19 protein-coding genes are annotated in these 23197 nt (G+C 70.0%); 11 read left to right on the top strand and 8 right to left on the bottom strand.

The window, feature by feature from the left end; genetic code table 11:
• Positions 1–63 precede the first annotated feature (63 nt).
• Positions 64–561: a single-stranded DNA-binding protein gene (ssb, locus tag AC1KAT_RS16265; protein WP_480327843.1), complete on the bottom strand. Its 498-nt coding sequence runs from the start codon at positions 559–561 to the stop codon at positions 64–66.
• A 247-nt stretch (positions 562–808) separates the two neighbouring features.
• Between ssb and AC1KAT_RS16260 the strand changes: the two genes are divergently transcribed.
• Both AC1KAT_RS16260 and recQ read left to right on the top strand, forming a co-directional pair.
• Positions 809–1972 (top strand): pectinesterase family protein, encoded by a 1164-nt coding sequence (locus AC1KAT_RS16260; protein ID WP_480327841.1) that lies wholly within the window; start codon positions 809–811, stop codon positions 1970–1972.
• Positions 1973–2068: 96 nt separating this feature from the next.
• A complete protein-coding gene (gene recQ, locus AC1KAT_RS16255) occupies positions 2069–3928 on the top strand; it encodes a DNA helicase RecQ (protein WP_480327839.1) in 1860 nt (619 codons plus the stop codon).
• 30 nt (positions 3929–3958) lie between these two features.
• Here the strand turns inward: recQ and AC1KAT_RS16250 are convergent, their stop codons facing one another.
• Positions 3959–5428 carry a sensor histidine kinase gene (locus AC1KAT_RS16250; RefSeq protein ID WP_480327837.1) on the bottom strand — a complete coding sequence of 490 codons (1470 nt, stop codon included), beginning with the start codon at positions 5426–5428 and terminating at the stop codon, positions 3959–3961.
• On the bottom strand, positions 5379–6035 hold the full coding sequence (locus AC1KAT_RS16245; protein WP_480327835.1) for a response regulator transcription factor: 657 nt from the start codon (positions 6033–6035) through the stop codon (positions 5379–5381). The genes AC1KAT_RS16250 and AC1KAT_RS16245 overlap by 50 nt, the downstream gene beginning before the upstream one ends.
• Before the next feature lie 226 nt (positions 6036–6261).
• On the opposite strand from AC1KAT_RS16245, the gene AC1KAT_RS16240 reads away from it, so the two are divergent.
• On the top strand, positions 6262–7929 hold the full coding sequence (locus AC1KAT_RS16240; RefSeq protein ID WP_480327833.1) for an ethylbenzene dehydrogenase-related protein: 1668 nt from the start codon (positions 6262–6264) through the stop codon (positions 7927–7929).
• A gap of 13 nt (positions 7930–7942) precedes the next feature.
• Complete coding sequence (locus AC1KAT_RS16235; RefSeq protein WP_480327831.1) at positions 7943–9013, top strand: 2Fe-2S iron-sulfur cluster-binding protein; 1071 nt, start codon at positions 7943–7945, stop codon at positions 9011–9013.
• Between the two features lie 19 nt (positions 9014–9032).
• Here AC1KAT_RS16235 and AC1KAT_RS16230 read toward each other — a convergent pair whose 3' ends face one another.
• A complete protein-coding gene (locus AC1KAT_RS16230; RefSeq protein ID WP_480327829.1) occupies positions 9033–12911 on the bottom strand; it encodes a hypothetical protein in 3879 nt (1292 codons plus the stop codon).
• Between the two features lie 233 nt (positions 12912–13144).
• Here AC1KAT_RS16230 and AC1KAT_RS16225 point away from each other — a divergent pair, with 233 nt between their 5' ends.
• Complete coding sequence (locus AC1KAT_RS16225; RefSeq protein WP_480327827.1) at positions 13145–13576, top strand: hypothetical protein; 432 nt, start codon at positions 13145–13147, stop codon at positions 13574–13576.
• Between the two features lie 101 nt (positions 13577–13677).
• Positions 13678–14541 (top strand): DMT family transporter, encoded by an 864-nt coding sequence (locus AC1KAT_RS16220; RefSeq protein ID WP_480327826.1) that lies wholly within the window; start codon positions 13678–13680, stop codon positions 14539–14541.
• Positions 14542–14548: 7 nt separating this feature from the next.
• Here the strand turns inward: AC1KAT_RS16220 and AC1KAT_RS16215 are convergent, their stop codons facing one another.
• Positions 14549–15058: a TlpA family protein disulfide reductase gene (locus AC1KAT_RS16215; RefSeq protein ID WP_480327824.1), complete on the bottom strand. Its 510-nt coding sequence runs from the start codon at positions 15056–15058 to the stop codon at positions 14549–14551.
• A 53-nt stretch (positions 15059–15111) separates the two neighbouring features.
• Here AC1KAT_RS16215 and AC1KAT_RS16210 point away from each other — a divergent pair, with 53 nt between their 5' ends.
• Positions 15112–15795, top strand: coding sequence for a DUF4197 domain-containing protein (locus tag AC1KAT_RS16210; protein WP_480327822.1), 684 nt, complete (start codon positions 15112–15114; stop codon positions 15793–15795).
• Positions 15796–15824: 29 nt separating this feature from the next.
• Here the strand turns inward: AC1KAT_RS16210 and AC1KAT_RS16205 are convergent, their stop codons facing one another.
• Positions 15825–16979 (bottom strand): hypothetical protein, encoded by a 1155-nt coding sequence (locus AC1KAT_RS16205; protein ID WP_480327820.1) that lies wholly within the window; start codon positions 16977–16979, stop codon positions 15825–15827.
• A gap of 223 nt (positions 16980–17202) precedes the next feature.
• On the bottom strand, positions 17203–18465 hold the full coding sequence (locus tag AC1KAT_RS16200) for a CaiB/BaiF CoA transferase family protein (RefSeq protein ID WP_480327818.1): 1263 nt from the start codon (positions 18463–18465) through the stop codon (positions 17203–17205).
• A 38-nt stretch (positions 18466–18503) separates the two neighbouring features.
• Here AC1KAT_RS16200 and AC1KAT_RS16195 point away from each other — a divergent pair, with 38 nt between their 5' ends.
• From AC1KAT_RS16195 to AC1KAT_RS16185, 3 genes are all read left to right on the top strand, one after another.
• The gene (locus tag AC1KAT_RS16195) at positions 18504–19022 is read left to right on the top strand and encodes a hypothetical protein (protein WP_480327816.1); all 519 of its coding nucleotides are present in this window, start codon (positions 18504–18506) and stop codon (positions 19020–19022) included.
• A 133-nt stretch (positions 19023–19155) separates the two neighbouring features.
• Positions 19156–19605 carry a PTS sugar transporter subunit IIA gene (locus tag AC1KAT_RS16190; protein ID WP_480327814.1) on the top strand — a complete coding sequence of 150 codons (450 nt, stop codon included), beginning with the start codon at positions 19156–19158 and terminating at the stop codon, positions 19603–19605.
• Positions 19574–19843, top strand: a complete 270-nt coding sequence (locus tag AC1KAT_RS16185; protein ID WP_480327812.1) for an HPr family phosphocarrier protein — start codon at positions 19574–19576, stop codon at positions 19841–19843. The genes AC1KAT_RS16190 and AC1KAT_RS16185 overlap by 32 nt, the downstream gene beginning before the upstream one ends.
• Before the next feature lie 115 nt (positions 19844–19958).
• Here the strand turns inward: AC1KAT_RS16185 and AC1KAT_RS16180 are convergent, their stop codons facing one another.
• Complete coding sequence (locus tag AC1KAT_RS16180) at positions 19959–20804, bottom strand: GNAT family N-acetyltransferase (protein WP_480327810.1); 846 nt, start codon at positions 20802–20804, stop codon at positions 19959–19961.
• A gap of 120 nt (positions 20805–20924) precedes the next feature.
• Between AC1KAT_RS16180 and ptsP the strand changes: the two genes are divergently transcribed.
• Positions 20925–22721 (top strand): phosphoenolpyruvate--protein phosphotransferase, encoded by a 1797-nt coding sequence (gene ptsP / locus AC1KAT_RS16175; RefSeq protein WP_480327808.1) that lies wholly within the window; start codon positions 20925–20927, stop codon positions 22719–22721.
• Positions 22722–23197: the final 476 nt, after the last annotated feature.

The raw sequence follows: 23197 nt of genomic DNA, 5'->3' as shown, positions 1-23197 counted from the left end.
GCGTCGGGCGGCCATGAAAAAGCCCGCACGCGGCGGGCTGTCGGGGCGAACGGGCGGGGCCGCTCAGAACGGAATGTCGTCGTCCATGTCGTCGAAGCCGGTGGACGACTTCTGCGGGGCCGGGCGCTGCGGGGCCTGGCGCGGGGCCGGGGCGGCGCTGCGCTCACCGCCACCGCGGCTGTAGCCACCGCCGCCGCTGGCGCCTTCATCGCCACCACCGCCGCCGTCACGGCCGCCCAGCAATTGCATGTTCTCGGCCATGATTTCGGTCGTGTACTTCTCGACGCCGTCCTTGTCGGTCCACTTGCGGGTCTTCAGGCGGCCTTCAACGTAGACCGGGCGGCCCTTCTTCAGGTATTCGCCGGCGATCTCGGCCATGCGGTCGAAGAACACCACGCGGTGCCATTCGGTTTCTTCCTGGCGCTCGCCCGAGGTCTTGTCTTTCCACTGGCGCGAGGTGGCCACCGTGATGTTGCAGACGGCCGAGCCGCTGGGCGTGTAGCGAACTTCCGGGTCCTTGCCCAAGTTGCCGATGAGGATGACTTTGTTGATCGACGCCATGGCGGTGTCCTGTGAAGCGTGGAAGGGGTAGAGCAGCAGGGCGCGCGGCGCGGCCCGAAGAGGCGTCGATTATGCCGAAGGCGGTCTCTGGGACAGGCCCGCAAGCGGGGGCACCGGCCGGCGAAAGGGCTTCCACCAATGCGGGTGGGGGCGGCGAAATCGAGAATGTGCGGACACCCTTCGGCAATTTGCGCCGCGGGGTGATCCACCACAACGAAGCCGGCACGACCGGCCAGGAGACAAACCCATGACCCCCTTCTCGCATCGCCGCGGGTTCGCCCCGCGCTGGGCGCTCGCCTGCACGGCCTGGGCCGTCGTTGCCGTCGCCCCAGGCGTCCAGGCCGCCACCGTGTCGGCCTCGCGCCCCAACCTGAGCAACAGCCAGGCCACCAGCTACACCGCCGCGCGGTACCTGCAGCGCGCCGGCACCATCGGCTCGCTGGTCACCGACAACTGGGCACCGACCGGCGCGGGCGATGTGGCCACCTTCACGCCGCGCTACACCGTCGCGGCCGACGGCAGCGGCACGCACAGCAGCGTGCAGGCGGCCATCAACTCGGCCTCGGGCACGGCGCGTGTCTACATCGCCGTGAAGCCTGGCACCTACCGGCAGGTGGTGTGCGTGCCGGCGGGCAAGCCGCCGATCACGCTGTACAGCACCAACGCCGACGCGTCGAAGACCGTGCTGGTCTACAACAACCACGCCGGCAAGTCGAAGTCGTCGAGCGCGTCGGCCAATGCCTGCAACCCCAACACCGGCTCGACCACCTACGGCACCACGGGCAGCGCCTCGTTCACCGTGATGGCGAAAGACTTCCACGCCAAGAACCTCACCTTCTCGAACGACTACAGCGAGTCGGGCTCGAACAACGTGCAGGCCGTGGCGCTGATGACCATGAGCGACAAGCTGGTGTTCGACAACGTGCGCGTGCTCGGCAACCAGGACACCCTGTTCGTCTCGACCGGCGGCTACCAGAACGTGGCGCGCTCGTACTTCAAGAACAGCCACATCCAGGGTGACGTCGATTTCATCTTCGGCCGCGGCACCGCCGTGTTCGACGGCTGCCGCATCCAGTACGTGAGCAGCCGCTGGGGCAACAACGGCAACCACATCGCGCCCGCCACGGCGGCGGGCAACACGTACGGCTTCCTGTTCGTGAAGAGCCATTTCGCGCGCGACAGCAACACCGGCTCGAACGTGATCGAACTCGGCCGCAGCTGGGACGAGGGCTTGAGCACCGGCAGCTACGTGCCGGGGGTGTCGCCCAACGGGCAGGCGGTGATCCGCGAATCGACGCTCGACTCGCACATCACATTGCAAAAGCCCTGGGGCCCCTCGACCTCGGGCCGCGCCTTCAGCCCCTCGGGCAACCGCCTGCGCGAGTACAAGAACACCGGCGCGGGCTCCTGAGAGGCGGCTCGGCCAGGGGGCGGCGGGTACGATGCGCGGCTTGTCCGCGTTGCCCCCGCCATGCTGTCCCCTGCCGATCTGCCCACGTCCCCGCCCATGACCTTGCCCGAGACCGCGCCGCTGCGCATCCTGCAAGAGGTCTTCGGCTACGGCGCCTTCCGGGGGCAGCAAGAGGCCATCGTGGACCACGTGACCGCCGGCGGCGATGCGCTGGTGCTCATGCCCACCGGCGGCGGCAAGAGCCTGTGTTACCAGGTGCCGGCGATCGCGCGGCACCGCGGCGGCCAGGGCGTCGCCATCGTCGTGAGCCCGCTGATCGCGCTGATGCACGACCAGGTCGGTGCGCTCGAAGAGGCCGGCGTGCACGCGGCCTTTCTCAACAGCACGCTGACCTCGGAAGACGCGTCGCGCATCGAACGCGAGATGATGAGCGGCCGCCTCGTGCTGCTGTACGCCGCGCCCGAGCGCATCACCACGCCGCGCTTCCTGGCGCAGCTCGACTCGCTGCACGAGCGGGGCCTGTTGAGCCTCTTCGCCATCGACGAGGCGCATTGCGTGAGCCAGTGGGGCCACGACTTCCGTGAAGACTACCTGTCGCTCAACGTGCTGCACGAGCGCTATGCCGACGTGCCGCGCATCGCGCTCACCGCGACCGCCGACGACCTCACGCGCGCCGACATCATCGAGCGCCTGCAACTGCAAGATGCACGCGTCTTCATCAGCAGCTTCGACCGGCCGAACATCCGCTACAGCATCGTCGAGAAAGACAACGCACGCGCGCAGCTGCTGCGCTTCATCGCTGAGGAGCACGAGGGCGACGCGGGCGTCGTGTACTGCCAGTCGCGCAAGAAGGTCGAAGAGACGGCCGACTGGCTCAAGGCCGAAGGCATCAACGCCCTGCCGTACCACGCGGGGCTCGACGCCGACATCCGCAAGCGCCACCAGGACAAGTTCTTGCGCGAGGACGACCTCGTGATGGTCGCCACCATCGCCTTCGGCATGGGCATCGACAAGCCCGACGTGCGCTTCGTGGCCCACCTCGATTTGCCCAAGAACATCGAGAGCTATTACCAGGAGACCGGCCGCGCCGGCCGCGACGGCCTGCCGGCAGACGCGTGGATGACCTACGGCCTGGCCGACGTGGTGAACCAGCGCCGCATGATCGACGAGAGCCCCGCCGGCGAAGACTTCAAGCGCAACCAGGTCGGCAAGCTCGAAGCCCTGCTCGCGCTGGCCGAGGCGCACGACTGCCGGCGCGTGCGGCTGTTGTCGTACTTCGGTGAAGACAGCCAGCCCTGCGGCAACTGCGACAACTGTTTGACGCCCCCGGCGACGTGGGATGCCACCGAGGCGGCACGCAAGGCGCTCAGCTGCATCTACCGCTTTCACCAGAACAACGGCCAGCGTTTCGGCGCCGTGCACCTGATCGACGTGCTGCGCGGCAAGGTCACCGACAAGGTCACGCAGTACCGCCACCAGACGCTGAGCACCTTCGGCATCGGCGCCGACGTGAGCGAGGCGCAATGGCGCGCCGTGCTGCGCCAGCTGATCGCCCTGGGCCACGTGCGCACCGAGGGCGAATACAACACGCTCGAACTCACGGCGAGTGCGCGCGAGGTGCTGCGCGGCGAGGTGACGATGCTGCTGCGCCAGCCGACCGAGGCGCCAAAGGGGCGCCGGGGCAAGTTCGCCAAGACGGCGGGTGCGAAAGACAAGGCGCCGCCGGTGCCGCTCGACGCCGAGGCCACCGAGCGCTTCACCGCGCTCAAGGCCTGGCGAGCCGAGGTGGCGCGCGAACACGGCCTGCCGGCCTACGTGATCTTTCACGACGCGACGCTGGCCGAGATGGCCCGCAGCGCGCCCGAGTCGCTCGATGCGCTGGGGCACATCAGCGGGGTCGGCGCGAAAAAGCTCGAAGCCTACGGCCGCGAGATCTTGCGGGTGCTCGAAGGCTGAAACGCTGCGGCGCCTCAGCGCCTCAACGTGTCACGCCGCGTGGCCGTCGAGCGGCAGGCTCACCTCGACCCGCGCCCCGCCGAGTTCGGCTGACGCCCCCAGGCTGACTATGCCGCCGTGCACCTGGGCGATGCGCTGGACCAGCGCCAGCCCCAGTCCGGCGCCGCGCGAGGCGTTGCGGTCGAGCCGGAAGAAGCGGGCGAACACGCGCTCGCGCAGCTCCTGCGGCACGCCCGGCCCGCTGTCGTGCACCCGCCAGCCGGCGCGTGCCTGGGCGTGATCGACCCAGGTTTCGACGCGCACCTGGCCGCCTGCGGGCGTGTAGAGCACGGCGTTCTCGACCAGGTTGCGCAGCAGCGAGGCCAGCGCCTCGCCATTGCCGCGCAGCGCGGGCGTGCCCTCGGCGGCCACCCACGCGAGGCGGGTGCCGCGCTCGTCGGCCAGCGGGCGCAGGTCGGACAGCACCTGCTGCGCCAGGGCGTTGGGCTGCACGGCTTCGTCGAGCACCAGCTGCGAGGGGTCGCCGTCGTAGCGGGCCAGCGCCAGCAGTTGCTGGATGAGCTGGGTCGAGCGGTCGATGGAGCGGTCCATCTCGGCGAGCGCCTCGTCGCGTTCGGCCTCGCTGCGCGCGCGGCGCACGTTGCGAACCAGCACCTTCAGGCCGGCCAGCGGTGTGCGCAGCTCGTGTGCGGCGTCGCTGGTGAATCGCTGCTCGTGGCGCAGCAGCCGGCTCACGCGCTGCATCAGGCCGTTGAAGGCCTGGATGACGGGCGTGAACTCGGCCGCGTGCTGTTCGGCGTTCACGGGCGACAGGTCCGAGGCGGGCTTGCGCCCCAGCGCGTCGGCTGTTTGGCGCAGCGGCGCGAAGGCGTGGTCGAGGCTGCGCCGCATCAGCCATTGAAAGACCCCCAGCGCCAGCACCAGCCCGGCCACCACGGCGAGCGACAGGCGCGTGCTGTACGCGCGCCGCTCGTCGGGCCACGCGGCCATCTGGATCTGGAAGCTGTGCTCGGCGTTCCACGCGGTGTAGCTGCGCAGCGTTTCGTCTTGCAGCTGCACCTGCGCGAACCCGTGCTGCCCGTCGGTCAGGGGCGTGACGGGTGCGCGCACGCTGCGGTAGGCCAGCACGCCGCCGGGCTGCCACACCTGGTAGACGACCTTGTCGCTGAACGAGGCATCGACCGCGTCGCTGACGCCGGGGCCGTTCGAGGCCTGGATCTCGGCCAGCTCGTGGTCGGCGAACGCGAGCGCCATCTCGGCCAGCTCGCGCAGGGTGGCGTCCGACATGGTGTGCGCCTCGTGCTGCACCACCGCCAGCAGCGCCATCGACAGCACCAGCCAGGTCAGCAGCGACACCCAGGCGATGCTGCGCAGGCAGCGCGCCTTCAGGCTGCGTGCCGGGGCGAGTGCGGTTGTCGCGTGCGCGGGGGGCGGCGCGGCGAGGCCGGCGTCAAAGCGGGATGAGGTAGCCGCTGCCGCGGAAGGTCTGGATGAACTCACGTCCGAGTTTCTTTCGCAGGTTGTAGATGTAGACCTCGACCAGGTTGCCCTCGATCTCGTCGCCCCAGCCGCGCAGGTGCGCTTCGATCTGCGCCCGCGAGAGCGGTTCGCCGGCTGACTCCATCAGGCGGCGCAGCACCGAGAACTCGCGGGCGCTCAGCCACACGGGCTCGCCGTCGCGCCGCACCTGGTGCTCGACGAGGTCGAGCTCGACCTCGCGCACGCGCAGCACCCGGCCCGGCGCGCCGTGCGCGCGGCGGTTCACGGCACGCAGGCGTGCGAGCAGCTCGTCCAGGTCGAAGGGCTTGGCGAGGTAGTCGTCGGCGCCGAAGTCGAGGCCGCGGATGCGCTGGGAGACTTCGCCGCTGGCGGTGACGATCACGACTGGCAGCCGCTGGTGCGTCTGGCGGATGCGATGCAGCAGGTCGAGGCCGTGCATGCCGGGCAGGTCGAGGTCGAGCACCACGGCGCCGAACTCGTGCCGCTGCAGCACCGCGTAGGCGTCGATGCCGTCGCGCGTCCAGTGCACGTCCAGCCCGTCTTGCCCCAACCCCACCTGCACCGCACGGCCCAGCACCGGGTCGTCTTCTGCGAGCAGCACGCGCATCGTCTCCTCCTGGGGCTGCGGTGGCCCCGTGTCGTCTGGCCTCAGTGTGAAGCGCGCCGTCGGGCGGCGCCTGAGATGTAACCCGACGTTACGTATATGAAGCCGCGCGGCGGCGACCCCTAATCAACGCCCGTGCATTTCTTTCCTAGATTGGCCTGGCCGGCCCACGAGCCGGTGCCGGTGGTGGGCATGGACCCACCCCGGCCCACCCAAGACAGGAGACCGCATGAGCCACCCCGCCCGGGCCCCCGAGCCCCAGCCAGGCCGCCCCCGCTTCGCCACCGGCGCGCCGCGCACCGACACCCCCACCTTCGTCATCCACTGGGCCATGGTGGCCGCGCTGGTGGTGAGCCTGCTGACCGGCCTGCGCATTGCCGTCAGCGACAGCCGCGTCAGCGCGCGCTGGCTCGAACCCCTGCTGCTGCAGGGCGACGTGGGCCGCTGGCACGTCTGGAGTGCCTACCTGCTGCTCGCCGGCGCGCTGGCCTACGCGGTGCTGCTGTGGCGCGGCGCGCTGGGTGGCCGCGTGCGGCTGAGTGCCGAGGCGCTGGCCGCCGACGACCCCGAGCAGCGCCGCCGTGCCTGGAACCGCCTGCTCTACTGGCTGGCCTTCGCGCTGCTGGGCGTGGCCGGCCTCACCGGCGCGGCGATGTACTTCGCCTCGGGCCTGCTGCCCGAGATGCCGCTTGCGACCGTGCACCAGTGGGCCGCCTGGGGCTTCGTCGGCTATGTGGTGCTGCACGTGGCGGCCCAGGTCTGGCTCGGGGGCATCGCGCAGCTGCTGAAGATCGTGCGCCCGCGCATGGCCTACGGGGCGGCCGGTGCCGTGGCGCTGGGCATGGCCGGGGTGACGTGGGCGGTGCTGGCCGGTGGCGACCGCGCCGCCATCCCCGACCTGCACATGCCGGCGGCCCGCACGCTGCCGCAGGTGGACGGCCTGCCCAACGACGCCGCCTGGCAGGGCGCCCCGGCCGTGACGGTGCACACCGTGCGCGGCGCCAACTTCCCCGGGGGCGAGACCGACGTGCGCATCCGCGCGGTGCACGACGCCGAGCACGCCGTCTTTTTGTTCGAGTGGCGCGACACGACGCGCAGCCTCAAGCACCTGCCGATGGTGAAGACCGCCGAGGGCTGGGAGGTGCTAGAGCACAAGTACGCGAAAGACGACGAGGACGACTTCTACGAAGACAAGTTCGCGGTGATGTTCTCGACGCAGGCCACGATGGGTGGCGGCGCCTCGCAGCTCGGCACGCAGCCGCTGCCCGGCAAGCCGGCCCCGGCGGCGGGCCGCGGCCTGCACTACACGACCGACGGCTCGCTGGTCGATGTGTGGCACTGGAAGGGCGTGCGCTCCGCCGGCATCGGCCAGATCGACGACAACTACTTCGGCCCGCCCCTGCCGGCAAAAGAAGGCAAGCGCTACACCGGCGGCTACTCGCAAGACCCCAAGACCGCCGGCGGCTTCGACCAGAACTGGGACAAGGTCGCCGGCAGCCGCTTCGTGACGCCCAAGCGCCTGCCCAAAGACATGGCCGCCCTGCAGGCCCGCCTGCGCGGCCTGCGCCTGCAGCCCGACGCGCCCGACGAGGTGCCCATGGCCATGCAACTGGCCGACACCGTGCCCTACAGCAAAGAGCTCGACACCTACCCGGTCGGCACCGTGTTGCCCTCGGTGCTGCTCGATGCGCCTTTCGTGGGCGACCGCGGCGACGTGAGCGCCGTGGGCACCTGGCACGACGGCTGGTGGCGCCTGGAGGCGCGCCGCAAGCTCGACACCGGCTCGAAGTTCGACCAGCGCTTCCAGAGCGGCCTGTACCTGTGGGTCTCGGCCTTCGACCACACCCAGGCACGCCACACGCGGCATGTGCACCCGGTGCGGCTCATCGTTGACTGACAGGGGGTGTCCCATGCGGCAGATCCAGATCCAGCAATGGCCCCAGTCCGTGCCGTGCGGCCCGCAGCAGACGGTGCTCGAAGCCGCGCTGGCGCAGGGGGTGCCCTTTCCGCACCAGTGCATGAGCGGCGAGTGCGGCCAGTGCAAGAGCCGGCTGCTGTGCGGCGAGGTCGAGCACGGGCCGCACCTGCCCGACGCGCTGACCGCCGACGAGCGGGCGCAGGGCCTGGTGCTGGCCTGCCGCGCGCGGCCCAAGGGCGCGGTGCAGGTCGAATGGCTGCTGCCTGCGCGGCTGGGCGAGGCCGTGCCCGCCGTGCGCCGCGTGCGCGCCCGCGTCGCCCAGAAAGACTGGCTCGCGCATGACGTGGTGCGCCTGCGGCTGGCGGTGACGGGCAAGCCGCTGCACTTTCTGCCGGGGCAGTTCGCGCGCCTGCGCTTCGGCCGGCTGCCGGCGCGCAGCTATTCGATGGCCAGCCAGCCCGGTCAGGCCGAGCTGGACTTCCACGTGCGCGTGCTGCCCCAGGGGCGGGTCAGCGGGCACGTGGCCGCCGACCTCCAGGTCGGCGATGAGGTCGCGCTGCAAGGGCCGTTCGGTGCGGCGGTGTGGCGCGCCGAGGCCCAGGCCGATGCGGCGCCGTTGCTGCTGGCCGCCGGTGGCACCGGGCTGGCGCCGCTGTGGTCGGTGCTGGAGGCGGCCCTGAACGCCGGCCCGCGCGACATCGTGCTGTACCACGGCGTGCGCGACGAGCGCGACCTGTACGCCCACGCGTGGCTGACCCACCTGCAGGCGCAGCGGCGGCTGCGCTACGTGCCGGTGCTGTCGCTGCCTTCGGGGCCGACGGTGCACCGCACCGGCTGGCTGCACGACGCCATCGCCCGCGACCACGCCGACCTGCGCGGCACGCGTGTCTTCGTGGCGGGCCCGCCCCCGATGGTCGATGCCGTGCGGGCCTGTGCGCTGCAGGCCGGCGCCCGCGAGCAGGACGTTTTCGCCGACGCCTTCCATGCCGCGGCGCCCGAGGCGCTGGGGCTGCTCGACCGCCTGAAGCGCCTGTTCGGCCCGCGCGTGCCGGCGGTGGCCTGAAGGGCGGAGGCAGCGCTGCTCAGCGGGCCGCCGCCGGCACCCGGGCCTGCGGCGGCAGCCACAACTCGATCACGCCCGGGCGTTCCTGGGCGACGTTGCGCTGCTTCAAGGCCTGCGGCAGCGCGCGCACCCACACCTTGTCGGGCGTCGCGGCCGGCACCCAGGGCTCGCCGATGTAGGCGGCCAGGGCCAGTGCGCAGGCGCGCCGGCTGGGGTCGTGCAGCACGAAGGTGGGCTGCGGCCAGGGCACGGGGCGGCGTTCGCCGCGCAGCTCGGCGCTGCGGGACACGTTCTCGATGGGCGCAACCTGCACCGCCTCGCCGGCGGCCTGCTGCATGCGGCGGCGCAGCGCCCGCGCCAGCACCCGCGAGTCTTCGTCGTAGACCTGGATGTACAGCGTGCTGCGGCTGCCGTTGGCACAGGCCGACGCCAGCGCCGGGTTGAGCGGCACCACGGCTTGGGCGCTGTTGGCGTAGGCCGTCCCGCCGGGGGTGTGGGCGGTGGGCGGGCGGTCGCGCGGGGGCGGGGTGGGTTGCGGGTCAGCGGGCGGGGGGCGGGGGCTGTCGGCGGCGGGCGTGGCCGGCGCGGTGGCTGGGGGCGATGCAGCCGGCGGTGTGGTCGGTGGCGCGGTCGGTGGTGCGGTCGGTGGTGCGGCCGGGATGGGCGCCGCCCCCACCGCATCGGCCTGCGCCAGCGTCATGTCGCGCGTCCCGGGCCACCAGGTGGCGATCTCGCCCAGCACCTGCCGCGCGGCGAAGGCTTGCTCCGACGGCGACACGCCGGGGTGCCAGTAGTTGAACGCGGTGTTCTCGGTCGGCGGCTTGAGCACCGTGGCGCACAGGTCGTTCTGGATGCGCTGCGAGGCGAGCAGGCATTCCTCGCTCGCGTCCACCGGCTTCGTGCATTCGTCGCCGATGCGCGCGGCCAGGCGTTCGATGCCGGCGCGCTCCAGCGGGCGCATCACGGGGCTGTCGCGCAGGTCGAGCAGCAGCGACACCTGCGTGACCAGGTGCTCGGCCACCTTGGGGCAACTGCCGCTGAAGTCTTGCAGGCCTTTGGACACGTCGGTGAAGAGTTGCCGGGCCTCGGTCTGCTGGTCGATCTCGTTGCGGCGCAGTTGCTCTTGCACCTGCCACAGCGACAGCAGCAGCGTGCCCGAGGCCCCCAGCCCGAGCGTGGTGCCCACGGCGGTGGCGCGTGCCGTGCGGCGCCACAGCGGCTCGGCCTTGGCGGTCGCGGCGGCGGCCTCTTGCGCGGCGCGCAGCCGGGCCGACACGTGGTGCCCGTGCCGCGCCGGGGCCGTCCAGCCCGGCAACTGCGCCAGCCACGGCCCGCTGAGCGCGCGGCCGAAGTCTTCGCCCAGGCGGTGGTAGCTCTCCCACTGCGCTTCGTCGAACGACTGGTCGCCGGTTGATTCGTGCGGAAAGGCCGGGTGCTTTTGCGCGTAGGCCAGCAGGTCCACGTCGAGCCCGTCGTGCAGGTTGGGCTTGACCACCAGCAGCGTGCCTTCGGGCCGGTGCGGCAGGCCGTCGGGCCCCGGACGTTCGCGGTAGCGGATGCGCGCGAGCAGCACGCCGCGGCACGAGTGGTTGTCGGCCATGTCTTCGGGCGACAGCACGGTCAGCTCGCGGCACCACTCGGCGGCGGGGTTCTCGCCGTCGATCAGCTGCGCGGCCTCTTCGCGCGAATAGAACTCGATCTCGGCACCGAAGTCGATGCGCGCCTTGCGCACCAGGTTTTCGAGGTCGCCGAAGGCGTAGTCGGCGTCGCAGCTGGCGTCCGACAGCAAGATGAAATCGAGCTCGCGCTTGAGCAGCGCGTACACGCCGGTGTTCTCGAAGTGGCCGCCGTCCGACAGGTACCACCAGGGCCGCTCGACGCCGAAGAAGGTGGCGGTGGCCTCGCTCGTCAGCATCAGGGGCTTGGTCAGGAAGCGCCAGCCGAACTGGCTGAGCCAGCGCAGCTGCACCCAGTCGCGCGGCGCGCGCACCCACTGGCCCAGGCGCACGCCCAGAAAGTAGACCAGCAGCGCCAGCCCGCGCGAGGTGTACGAGCCCGCGCCCGGCGACGCCGCCGCGCCCGAGATGGCGACCCAGCGGCCCAGCGTGCCCACGTCTTGCCCCGGGCGCAGCGCGACGAACTGCTTCGGGCCGATCTCGAAGCCGCGCCAGGTGACGGTGAGCGCCGAGCCCTTGCGGTCGGCGTTGTAGAGGCCGCTGCGGTCGTCGCGCGTCTGGTTGAGGCAGGTGCTCACGAGGTGGATCGGCCCGCCCTGCAGCTCGGGCCGGTAGTGGGGCAGGGCGGTGTCGTCGCCTTCGACCACGGCCGTCACGTCGTCGGCCCGGCCAGCGTGCGGGGCGTCGTCGGCCAAGCCGCGCTGCCGGTTGCCCACCGCGAGGTAGGCGCGCGTGAGCCGCGCACGGTAGAAGCTGTGCAGCGCCGAGGTGTTGGCCATCTGCGCGTTGCAGGCGGTGAGCAGCACCCACAGCGCCCACACCGCGGCGACGAGGCCGGCACGCATCCACGCTGGCACGTTGCGAAACACCTCGAAGGTCTCGGGCGCGAACACGAACCACTGCAGCACCACCAGCCACGCGGTGACCAGCACCAGCAGGCCGAAGGCCCCGGCCACGTTCAGCAGGCGCGGCAGCCACTCGGTGGCGTGGGCCGTGGCCTGCGCGGCCACCTGCTGCAGCGGCTGCATCATCGTGCGCAGCGCCAGCACGATCACGCCGCCCACGCCGACGCCGCCCCACAGCCATTCGTTGCCCGACTGCAGCTCTTCGAGCACCCACCAGCTCAGCCGGTCGAGCGCCCCCAGCCCGGCGAGTGCCGCGGCCCCCAGCGTGCAGGCACGCAGCGCGCGGGTCAGCGTGTTGCGCACGCGGGCGACCGCCAGCGCGCGCGGCGAGCGCGTGATGGCCAGCCCGAGCTGCACCGCGGCCTGGCCGATCACGCCCGAGACCAGTGCCAGCACGGCGGCGGTCGGCCAGTTGAGGCTGTCGCGGCGCGGGTTGAGCGAGCCGCTCGCCAGCAGTTCGCACAAGAGCAGGTACGAACCGGCCGCCGCGCCGATCAGGAACAACCAGTCGCGCCACGCGAAGGTGACGCGCTGCGCGCTCGGGTTGGGCGCGTCGCGCGCCGCCCAGTAGCCGGTGATGAGCCCCGGCGCGGTGGCCGCCCACCACGCCAGCGCCAGCGCCCACCAGGGCGTGAACCAGCGTTCCCAGCCCTGCGAGGCCAGCGCCTGCGTGGTGTGTTGCCACAGGTGTGGCGCCACGACCAGCAGGCCCAGCAGCATGCAGGCGAACATGAACTCGACGTGGATGGCGATCACCGGCCGCAGGTAGGTCACTGCCGCGATGCCGAGGTCGCGCGAGCCGGTCGGCGTGAGGTAGCGCCCATTGCGCCGCAGCCATTGCAGCACCGGCGAGTCCGCCCGCGACAGCAGCGCGAGCGCCCGCGCCAGCCCATAGGTGCCGACCAACCGGCCCCACATGCCGCCGGTGTAGCCGCCGCCCGAGACAGTCGAGAGGTAGTCCATGCGCGCCAGCACGCCGGCCTGGGCCCAGCCCCCGGGCGCGGCGGCGGGCGGTGACGAGGGCTCGGTGGATTCACCCTCGTCGCGGCGCGAGGCCGGGCGCGCCAGCCCGCGCAGCAAGCCCAGTGCGAAGGTCGCGCTGCGCACGCCGCCGCCCGACAGCGCGAGGCCGACGCGCGGCAGGGAGAGGTCGTCCGGCGTGGCGCCCGCGCCCAGCACCTGCTGGCGCCGTTGCTGCAGCGCCGCGCGCTCGTCGGCCTGCAAGGCGGCCCAGTCGTCGCCGAGGGGCCGGTGGGCTTCGCCCCCGGGGGAGCGCAGGGCCGCATCGACAAAAGAACCGGGGGCTGGGGCTGTCATGGCGAGGCCGCGTCGGGGCGCGGTGGGTGGACTGCTGCAACTTTAGGCAGCCCCCGCGGTGCTGTCACCGATTGCCTGGGCGGTGTTCTAGGGGGGCGTCATCGGGATTCACCCGTGCAAGCGCGCAAAAGTGCCGTGTGTTCTGCACGCGTGGGCGCGGCTTCGCGCGGCGGGGGCTGATGCGACCGGGCGCGCCGGCCGATATCGAAGCAACACCGCTTCACCGCCCGACCATGCGCCGCCTCCTTGCCCATCTCGCCCGCTGTGCCGGCCTCGCCGCCTTCGCGGGGCTGCTCGCCGGCACCGCACTGCCCGCAGCCGCGCAGGTGATCGGCGTGCACGTCGCCAGCCAGCACATCCCCTACAAGCAGCGCTACAGCAACCTCAACCCCGGGCTGTACTACCGCACGCCCGAAGGCTGGGTCGGCGGCTTCTACATGAACTCGCTCACGCGCCCGAGCATTTACGTCGGTCGCACGCTGAGCCATGGCCCGTTCAGCCTCACGCTGGCCGGCGTCAGCGGCTACACGCACCCGGTCCAGGCGCTGATCGTGCCCTCGGCCGAGATCGCCAAGGTCGCCGGCGCCACCGTGCGGCTGGCGTACATCCCACGCGTCGAAAAGCGCATCGGCTCGCACGTGCTGCACCTGATGGTCGAGTACTGAGCTCCGGGTACGGCGCGGCGACCGACCGCTGCATGCCCGGCAGGCGGGCCATACTGAACGGCCCCGCCGCCCCCGACATGGCGGGAGCGCACCGCCCCGCCATGACCCCTGCCGCGACCCTGTCCTCTGCCTCGCATGCGCCCCAGGCGACCCTGTGCGCGCTGGCCGCCATCGCCCTGTGGGCGTCGCTGGCGACGCTCGGTGTCGCGCTCAGCCATGTGCCGCCCTTCTTGCTGACCGGCCTGGCGCTGGTGATCGGCAGCCTGCCCGCGTGGCCGCTGTGGCGGCAATGGCGGGTGCCGATGCGCACCCTGCTGCTGGGCGTGTACGGATTGTTCGGCTTTCATTTCCTGCTGTTCATCGCGCTGCGCCACGCGCCGCCCGTCGAAGCCAACCTCGTCAACTACCTGTGGCCCTTGTTGATCGTGGTGCTCGCACCGCTGCTGCTGCCCGGCCTGCGCTTGCACGCCGTGCACGTGCTGGGCGCGTTGGTGGGCTTCGCGGGCGCGGCGCTGGCCATCGTCGGCGGGCGCGAGCTGTCGGGCGAGTTCGCCTGGGGCTACCTGCCCGCGCTGGGCTCGGCCTTCATCTGGGCCAGCTATTCGCTGTGGACGCGCCGCGTGCCCCACTTCTCGACCGCCGCCATCGGCCTTTTCGGCCTGGTGTCGGGACTGCTGTCTCTGGCCTGCCACGCCGCGCTGGAGCCCCCCGCCGCGCTGAGCCTGCGCGACGCGGGCCTGATCGCCGCGATGGGGCTCGGCCCGCTGGGGGCGGCCTTCTTCTTGTGGGACCGCGCGCTCAAGCTCGGCGACCCGCGCCGCATCGGCATCCTGAGCTACCTCACGCCGCTTGCGTCCACGCTCTTGCTGGTGTTCGTCGCCGGGCAGGCGTTGACGCTGTGGATCGGACTGGCCGCTGTGCTGATCGTTGGCGCGGCGTTGGTGGGCCTGCGCGCACCGGGTTGACAGGCGCTTACTGCTCGTCGAGCAGGCCGTCGATGCGCGCGTGCAGCGCGGCGAAGTCGGGCTCGCCGACGATGCGCTCGACGATGCGGCCTTGTTTGTCGATCAGCACTGAAGTCGGCGTGGCTTTGACGTCGTCGAAGGCCCGGGCGACCTGGCCGCTCAGGTCGATCACCACCGTGAACGGCAGCTTGCGCGAGCTGCTGAAGTTGACCACCGAGGCCGGCGGGTCGTAGGCCATCGCGACGGCCAACGTCTCGAAGCCGCGCGCCTTGAACTTGTCGTGCGTGGCCACGAGCTGCGGCATTTCTTTCACGCACACCGCGCAGGTCGTGGCCCAGAAGTTCACCAGCACCACGCGGCCCTGCAAGGCGCCGACCCGGCTGCTGCTGCCGTCGAGCCGCGTGAAGGCCACGTCGGGCGCGGGGGGCCGCTTGAGCCACTGATGGCCTGCCACGCCGAGTGCACCCAGGCCGATCAGGGCGGCGGTCAACAGGGCAACATGGCGAGACGTTTTCATCGGGCGGCGCCTCGGCGCGTCAAGACAGACCAACGGACAGACTGGAGAACTTCATGCAACGACGAAAGTTTATGGCCCTCGGCGCGGGCGGCAGCGGCTGGGTCTTGACCCTGGGCACCGCGCAGGCCTTCACCGAGACCGACGCCGCCTCGGCGGTGCGCCTGGCGCTGGAAAAGGGCGCCGACGCGGCCGTGTCGCTGCTCGGCCGCACCGATGGATTCCTCGGCAACCCGAAGGTTCGCATCCCGCTGCCGCCCTACCTGGCCGACGCCGAACGCCTGCTGCGCGCGGCCGGCCAGCAAAAACGCGCCGACGAGCTGATCACCGCGATGAACCGCGCCGCCGAATCGGCCGTGGCGCAGGCCCGCCCACTGCTGGTGAATGCGGTCAAGGGCATGAGCGTCGAAGACGCCCGCGACATCGTGCGCGGCGGCGACGATTCGGTGACGCAGTTCTTCATCACCAAGACGCGCGCGCCGCTGACCGAGAAGTTCTTGCCGGTGGTGGTCGAAGCGACGCGCAAGGTGTCGCTGGCCGAGAAGTACAACGCGCTGGCCGCACGCGCCGTGAAGCTGCGCCTCGTCAAGGCCGAAGACGCGAGCATCGAGCAGCACGTCACCAACAAAGCGCTCGACGGCCTGTACCTGCTGATCGGTGAAGAAGAACGCAAGATCCGCCAGAACCCGGTGGCCACCGGCAGCGCGATCTTGAAGCGTGTGTTCGGCGGGCTGCGTTGACCTGAACGCTTACGCCCGCCGAAGACGGGTCACATCGCCTTCGACAGCTCGAACAGCAGCGCCGAGGGCAGCGAGGTGAGGATCGCGTCGCGGCCCACGCGGGCCATGCTCAGGCCGCCGAAGCCCGAGATCTCGAAGCTGTTGCCCTCTTCGATGATCTCGATGAAGGCCACGTCGGCGCGTTCGGACTCGACCTCGGAGCGCAGGTCGTTGAAACGCTCGCCGCGCAGCACCGACTCGATCACGATGGCGTGTGGCAGGCCGCCGCGGCAGAACTCGCGCGCTTCATCGACCGAGTTCACGAAATCGACGATCAACCCCATGTTGCGGATCGCATCGCGCACCTGGATGCGGACGTCGCGGCGCGAGGCCACCACCAGCACATGGCTGCCGGCCAGCGGCTTGCTGCCTTGCATCGTGGGGGCGAACCCCTGGTCGAGTTCGATGGCGCTGACGCCTTCGAGCTGGTCATTCACCGTGCGCGGGAATTCGATCACCAGTTCGACCATTGCGCCGTTGACCTTGCGCTCGATCGGCAGGCCCATGGTCCATGCGGTCTGTTCGAGCAGGCGCCAGTTGATGGCGTCGAGGCGGCGCAGCACGCGCTCGGCTTCGGCCTCGTCGAGCTGCTGGTCGACCGGGTAGTGCGCGAACTTGCAGTTCAGCCGCGCATGCGCCGGCCAGGTCTTGATGTCGATGCGCAGTTCGAGGGTCGATTGCGCCTGCGGCAGCGCCCAGTCGATCAGCGTGTTGATCAGCGTGTACAGCAGTGACGCATCGACGATGACCTCGGTGGGCCGCAGCACCTGCTTGATGTGGATGTTGCGTGCCTGCGTCTCGTTGGCGCGCTGCGTGAGCACGTCTTTGAGTGTGTCGGTGAGCGGCAGGCGCTCGGGCGTCTGGCGCAGGTCGCCCGAGGCGAGGCGCGAGAGCTGCTGGCCGGACATGCTGACCTTGCGCGCCCGGTAGATCTCTTCACCCAGCGCGCGCAGCCCGGCGCGGTCGATGCGGCCGGTGGTGGCCATGATTTGAACGCGTTCGAGCGCGGCGGTCAGCGGGCCGGCCATCTCGGCACTCAGCTCGCCGACCAGTTCGCGAAAGCGGTCGTCGGCCGCAGGCGGTGCGTCGGCGGGCGCTTCGCCGGCGAGGGGGGAGGTGGCGCGGTTCAGGTCGGTCATGTCCATGGTCGTTTCCTGTGCAGATCTGACATTGCGCGTCACCAAGTGCCGGCTTTTGTCACACAAGTCTTGTCACGGAGTGTCCTCCTGCGCGCCAGTGCATGGGGCGCTGCTCCCCTGGAACTAGGGGTGCTGAAAGCCCCCGAAAACACGGGGGCGCGCACCGTCGGCAGCGCGAAACGATGAAACCGCTTACCGCGGTTTACTGCTGCTTACGAATGGCGGCGCGTCAAAGGGCGCCGGCGTCGCGCAAGGCCGCGACTTCGGCGTCGCTCAGACCCGCATCGCGCAGCACCTCGTCGGTGTGTTGGCCCAGCAGCGGTGGCGGGCGGCGGTATTGCACCGGCGTGGCCGAGAACTTCATCGGGCTCGCGACGAGCTGCAGCGCATCCGTCAGCGGGTGCGGCATCGGGACCGTCATGCCGCGCGCCTGCACGTGCGGGTCGGCGAAGACCTCGTCCAGCTGGTTGATCGCGCCGCAGGGCACCTTGGCGGCTTCGAGTGCGGCCAGCCATTCGGCCTTGCGGCGCGTCTTCATCACCTCGGCCAGCAAGGGCACCAGCGCATCGCGGTGGCGCACGCGGTCGGCGTTGCGCGCGAAGCGCGGGTCGGTGGCAAGGTCGGGCCGGCCGGCCACGTCGCAGAACTTGGCGTACTGGCTGTCGTTGCCCACCGCGAGGATCAGGTGGCCGTCGCTCGTCTCGAACACTTGATACGGCACGATGTTCTGGTGCGCGTTGCCTGCCCGCTTCGGTGCGACGCCGGTGGCGAGGTAGTTCGCGCCCAGGTTGGCGAGCATGGCGACCTGTGTGTCGAGCAGGGCCATGTCGATCGCCTGGCCTTGGCCGGTGGCGTCGCGGTGCCGCAGCGCGGCGAGGATGGCCACCGTCGCATACATGCCGGTGAAGAGATCGGCCACGGCCACGCCTACTTTCTGCGGGCCGCCGCCGGGCAGGTCGTCGCGTTCGCCGGTGACGCTCATCAGCCCGCCGATGCCCTGGATGGCGTAGTCGTAGCCGGCGCGTTCGCGGTAGGGGCCGGTCTGGCCGAAACCCGTCACCGAGCAATACACCAGGCGTGGGTGCTCGGCGAGCAGCCGGGCCGCATCGAGCCCGTAGCGCGCCATGTCGCCGACCTTGAAGTTCTCGATGAACACGTCGCACTGCCCGGCCAGGCGGCGGATCAGCGCCTGCCCGTGGGGGTGGGCGATGTCCACGGTGATCGAACGCTTGTTGCGGTTCGTGCCCAGGTAATAGGCGGCTTCGGCCGTGTCGTGCCCGTCGCGGTCTTTCAGAAAGGGCGGGCCCCAGCCGCGGGTGTCGTCGCCGCCGCTGCCATCGCGCATCGGCCGTTCGACCTTGATCACGTCGGCGCCCAGGTCGGCCAGGGTTTGCGTGCACCAGGGGCCGGCCAGCACGCGCGACAGATCGAGGATGCGAACGCCGGCCAGGGGCTGCGCGGCCGCTGAAGAAGCAGGGGTGGGCGAGGTCATCGGGCCATTGTGCAAGAGGGCCTGCCGATAATCGCCCGATGCGTCTTCACCTGGTTTTCACCGCTCTGGCCGGTGCCTGGGCCCTGGCCGGCTGCGCCCCCGAACTCAACTGGCGCGAGGTGCGCCCCGAGGGCAGCGGCGTGCTGGTGCTCTTTCCGTGCAAGCCCAAGACCGAGACCCGAACGCTGCCGCTGGCCGGCGCGCCGGTGCAAATGGCCATGGTCGGCTGCGAGGCGGGCGATGCGGCGTTCGCGCTGGCGCATGCCGACGTGGCCGACCCCGCCCGGGTCGCCCCCGCGCTCGCGGAACTGCGCGCCGCGCTGAGCAGCAAGCTGCGTGGCCCGACCGAGCCCCTGGCTGGCGCCCCGGCCGGGGCCGCGCCGGGGGCGAGCCGCTGGCGCATCGACGGACAACTTCCCGACGGCCGGCGGCTGCGGCAGCAGGTGGCGGTGTTCGCTCAGGGCACGCGGGTCTACCAACTCGTGGCGATGGGCCCGAAGCTGAGCCCCGAGGCCGGCGACACCTTCGTCGAGTCGCTCAAATTCACGCCGCCGTGATCTGTGTGGCCGGCAGCGCACGCCCCGGGTGGTCAAGCGCCGGGCGATGCGGTAGCCTGCACTGCACAAAATCCACGCGCGCCCGGCAGTCAGGGTCCGCCCCCGTCCTCCTCGGTCCATCGAATTTCGCCCCATGCCAGGCCTGCTGATCATTGCCCACGCGCCGCTGGCGTCGTCGCTCCAGGCGGTGGCGCAGCACACGTTTCCAGACTGCGCCAAGCGTCTGGTCGCGCTGGACGTGCCGCCCGACATGCCACCCGAAGAGATCGAGACCCGGGCACGTGCCCTGCTGGCGCAGCTTGGCGGGCCCGAGGCGCTGATATTCACTGACGTGTTCGGCGCGACGCCCTGCAATGTGGCCCAGCGCCTGGCCGACGGCCTGAACGTCAAGGTGCTGGCCGGCGTCAACGTGCCGATGCTGTGGCGATCCCTCTGTTATGCCGACGAGCCGCTCGACGCCGTCGTCGCCCGTGCGGTGGCCGGTGCCACCCAGGGGGTGATGCAGGTGGCGTCGTCACGGCCGCAAAACCAAGCTTTCAAACCGGGTGCCAATGACCAAAGCAAGCATCACCATCAGCAATAGGCTCGGCCTGCACGCCCGCGCTTCGGCCAAATTGACCAAGCTGGCCGGCAGCTTCAAGAGCGAAGTCTTCATGGCCCGCGCCGGCCGCAAGGTCAACGCCAAGAGCATCATGGGCGTCATGATGCTGGCCGCCGGCTACGGCAGCGAGATCGAGATCGAAACCACCGGCCCGGACGAACAACAGGCCATGGACGCGCTGCTGGCGCTGATCAACGACAAGTTCGGCGAAGGCGAGTGAGCCCGGCGGGGTGCCGGCGCCATCTGCTGAGGTGGACGCTGCCCTGACATAAAAAAGCGGCCGGGCGGCCGCTTTGGTTTTTGTTGTTCTGTCTTCTTCTTGTTGTTGGGTGGACTCAGGCGCCGAGGAAGTGCTTGCGATAGCGCGGCGGCAGGTCGTCGATGCGCATCAGCATCGGCAGGTCAGCGGTGTTGAAGTCGGGGTCCCATGCCGGCGGGCCCAGCACCTTGGCGCCGCAGCGCAGGTAACCCTTGATCAGTGCCGGCGCTTCCACCGGCAGGTCGCGCTGCAGTTCTTCCACCGGCAATGGCAGGCGCGGGCGCACCTGCCATTCGATCGGCGCCAGGTGGGTGTGGCGAAGTTGCTCCCACAGGCTGGCGGCGAAGTGGCCGCCGTCGCGCATGCTGATGCTGGCGCAGCCGATCATCGTGTCCAGCTCGTTGCGCACCATGAAGCTGGCCAGCGCCCCCCACAACGACATGATCGCGCCGCCCGAGCGCCAGGCCGGGTGCACGCACGAGCGGCCCAGTTCGACCATCTTGCCGCGCAAGGGGCGCAGGCGCGTCAGGTCGAATTCGGTCTCGCTGTACAGGCCGCCCACGCGCTTGGCCGAATCTGGCGTCAGCACCCGGTAGGTGCCGATCACCGGGCCTGGCTCTCCGCCTTCGCCGGGTGCGCGCACCAGCAGGTGCTCGCAGAACGCGTCGAACATGTCGATGTCGTGCCCAGCCGGCGACCCTTGCGGCACGCTGAGCCGCGCGCCCATCTCTTCGGCGAAGACCAGGTGCCTCAAGCGCTGGGCTTCGCGAACCTCTTCTTGAGTGCGTGCCCAAACCACTTCAAACCGAGCCGCTTCCGTGCGGGCGAGGCCGGGCGCTGGCGAGCGTTCGTGAAGTGACCTCCGAGAAGGTTCGCCGCACAGCTCGGCCAGGGGAAACGTCGGTTGGGGCAGTTCACGCATGGCGGTTCTCCGAAGGTTGGCGGCATCGTCGGCGGGCGGCGTGACGCGCCCGTGAAGCGCTGGTGACGAAGGCATGACAGCGGTGTTTTCCCCGTGCGCGCGGCTGCTAGGATGGGCTGCATGAGCATCCAGGTGTTTGGTCTGCCGGTATCTCGTGGCGTGGCCATCGGGCGCGCGGTGCTGATTGCATCGAGCCGCATCGACGTCGCCCACTACTTCATCGACGACGCGCAGGTCGAGGCCGAAGTCGATCGGCTGCGTGTGGCGCGCGACGCGGTCGCCACCGAGCTGACGACGCTGCAGCGCGAACTGCCCATCGACGCGCCGGCAGAGTTGTCGGCCTTGCTCGACGTGCACCTGATGCTGCTGCACGACGACACGCTCACCGGCGCCACCAAGCAGTGGATCCAGGAGCGGCACTACAACGCGGAATGGGCGCTGTCGGCGCAACTCGAAGTGCTGGCCCGCCAGTTCGACGAGATGGAAGACGCCTACCTGCGCGAGCGCAAGGCCGATCTCGAACAAGTCGTCGAACGCCTGCTGCGTGCTCTGACCACCGGCGCCGCGGCCCCCGACTACAGCGCTGCCCCCGCGGTGCGTGCGCGCGATTTCGCGGGCGAAGATCCGCTGGTGCTCGTCGCCAACGACATCGCGCCGGCCGACATGCTGCAGTTCAAGAGCAGCGTGTTCACCGGTTTCATCACCGATGTGGGTGGCAAGACCTCGCACACGGCCATCGTCGCGCGCAGCATGGACATCCCCGCCGTCGTCGGCACCCGCGAAGCGAGCCGCATCGTGCGGCAGGACGATTGGGTGGTCATCGACGGCGATTGCGGCATCGTGATCGTGGACCCGTCACCCATCGTGCTGGAGGAATACCGCTTCCGACAGCGCCAGAGCGGCTTGGAGCGCGAGCGCTTGGCTCGGCTGCGCCACACACCGGCCATCACCCTCGACGGTGAGCGCGTCGAGTTGCAGGCCAACATCGAGCTGCCTTCGGATGCGGCGGCAGCGCTCGAAGCCGGGGCGATGGGCGTCGGCCTGTTTCGCAGCGAGTTCCTCTTCATGAACCGCGGCGGCGAACTGCCCGGCGAAGACGAGCAGTTCGAGGCCTACCGCGCGGCGGTCCTCGCCATGCAAGGGTTGCCGGTCACCATCCGCACCGTGGACATTGGCGCCGACAAGCCGCTGGATCGGTTGTCCGTCAACGAACTGCGGCACGAACACGCGCTCAACCCCGCGCTGGGCCTGCGGGCGATCCGCTGGAGCCTGTCCGAACCCGCCATGTTTCGCCAGCAACTGCGCGCCATCCTGCGCGCCAGTGCGCTGGGTCCTGTGCGATTGCTCATCCCAATGCTGGCGCATCTTGGCGAGGTCAAGGCGACGCTCGATGCCCTGGCCCGCGTCAAGCAACAACTCACCGACGCGGGCCGGCCTTATGGAGAAGTGCAGATAGGGGCCATGATCGAAGTGCCTGGGGCGGCCCTCGTGCTCCCGTCCTTGTTGAAGTACTTCGACTTCGTCTCGATTGGAACCAACGACCTCATTCAGTACACGCTAGCCATCGACCGTGCTGATGAGGCGGTGGCGCATCTCTACGATCCCTGGCACCCCGCGGTGCTAAAACTCATCGCCGAGAGCATCCGTTGCGCAAGAGCCGCCGGCAAAGGCGTGGGGGTATGCGGAGAAATGGCGGGCGATCCCGAATTCACCGAACTGTTGTTGGCGATGGGCCTGCGTACGTTCTCGATGCATCCGTCCCAAATTGCCTCCGTAAAGCAACGCGTCCTGCGAGCCGACACCAAACGGTTGGAAGGGCACCTGGGACTTGTGCTGAGCAGCGAAGACCCAGCTGCCGCATGCCTATCGCTGGGTAGCCGTGCCCGCGCCCCGCAGCGAGACGTCCCCGCCGCATAACGCCAGCGGCTTCCGAAGTTTTCGACTGCAAAGCGTGCTATAGTCGAAGGCTGTGCTGTTCAGGACCTAGCCCGCAAGGGTAAGAACTTGGGGAGCGGAGTGGCCTGAGGGTTGGCGATGCTTGAAAAGCATGTCATAATCAAAGGCTTCGCTGATCGCCGAGGCGCCAGTTCAAGTGGTGCCAAACACGAGAAGCAAGAGGGCGAATCAGTGTTGACGATGACTTAAAAATCATGTCATAATTGAAGGCTCAGCTAAAAACACTGCGCTGCAAGCGGCGTAAGAAATAAGCAAATATCAGAGTGTTTGACAGGGTTTAAAAAACATGTCAAAATCGCTCTCCTGCTAAAAGCGGGACGCAAACAAACAGTTTGCAGCTCTTTAAAAATGAACAGCCGATAAGTGTGGGCGTTTGAAGGCGAGTGCCAGAAGTTGAAAGACTTCAGGTCTCATGGACCTAAAACGCTCATAGAAGT

The organism is Piscinibacter sp. PDB5-1 (genome assembly GCF_056676035.1).
Note: the sequence above shows the minus strand (reverse complement) of the source record. Positions and strands in the feature narration are given on the sequence as shown.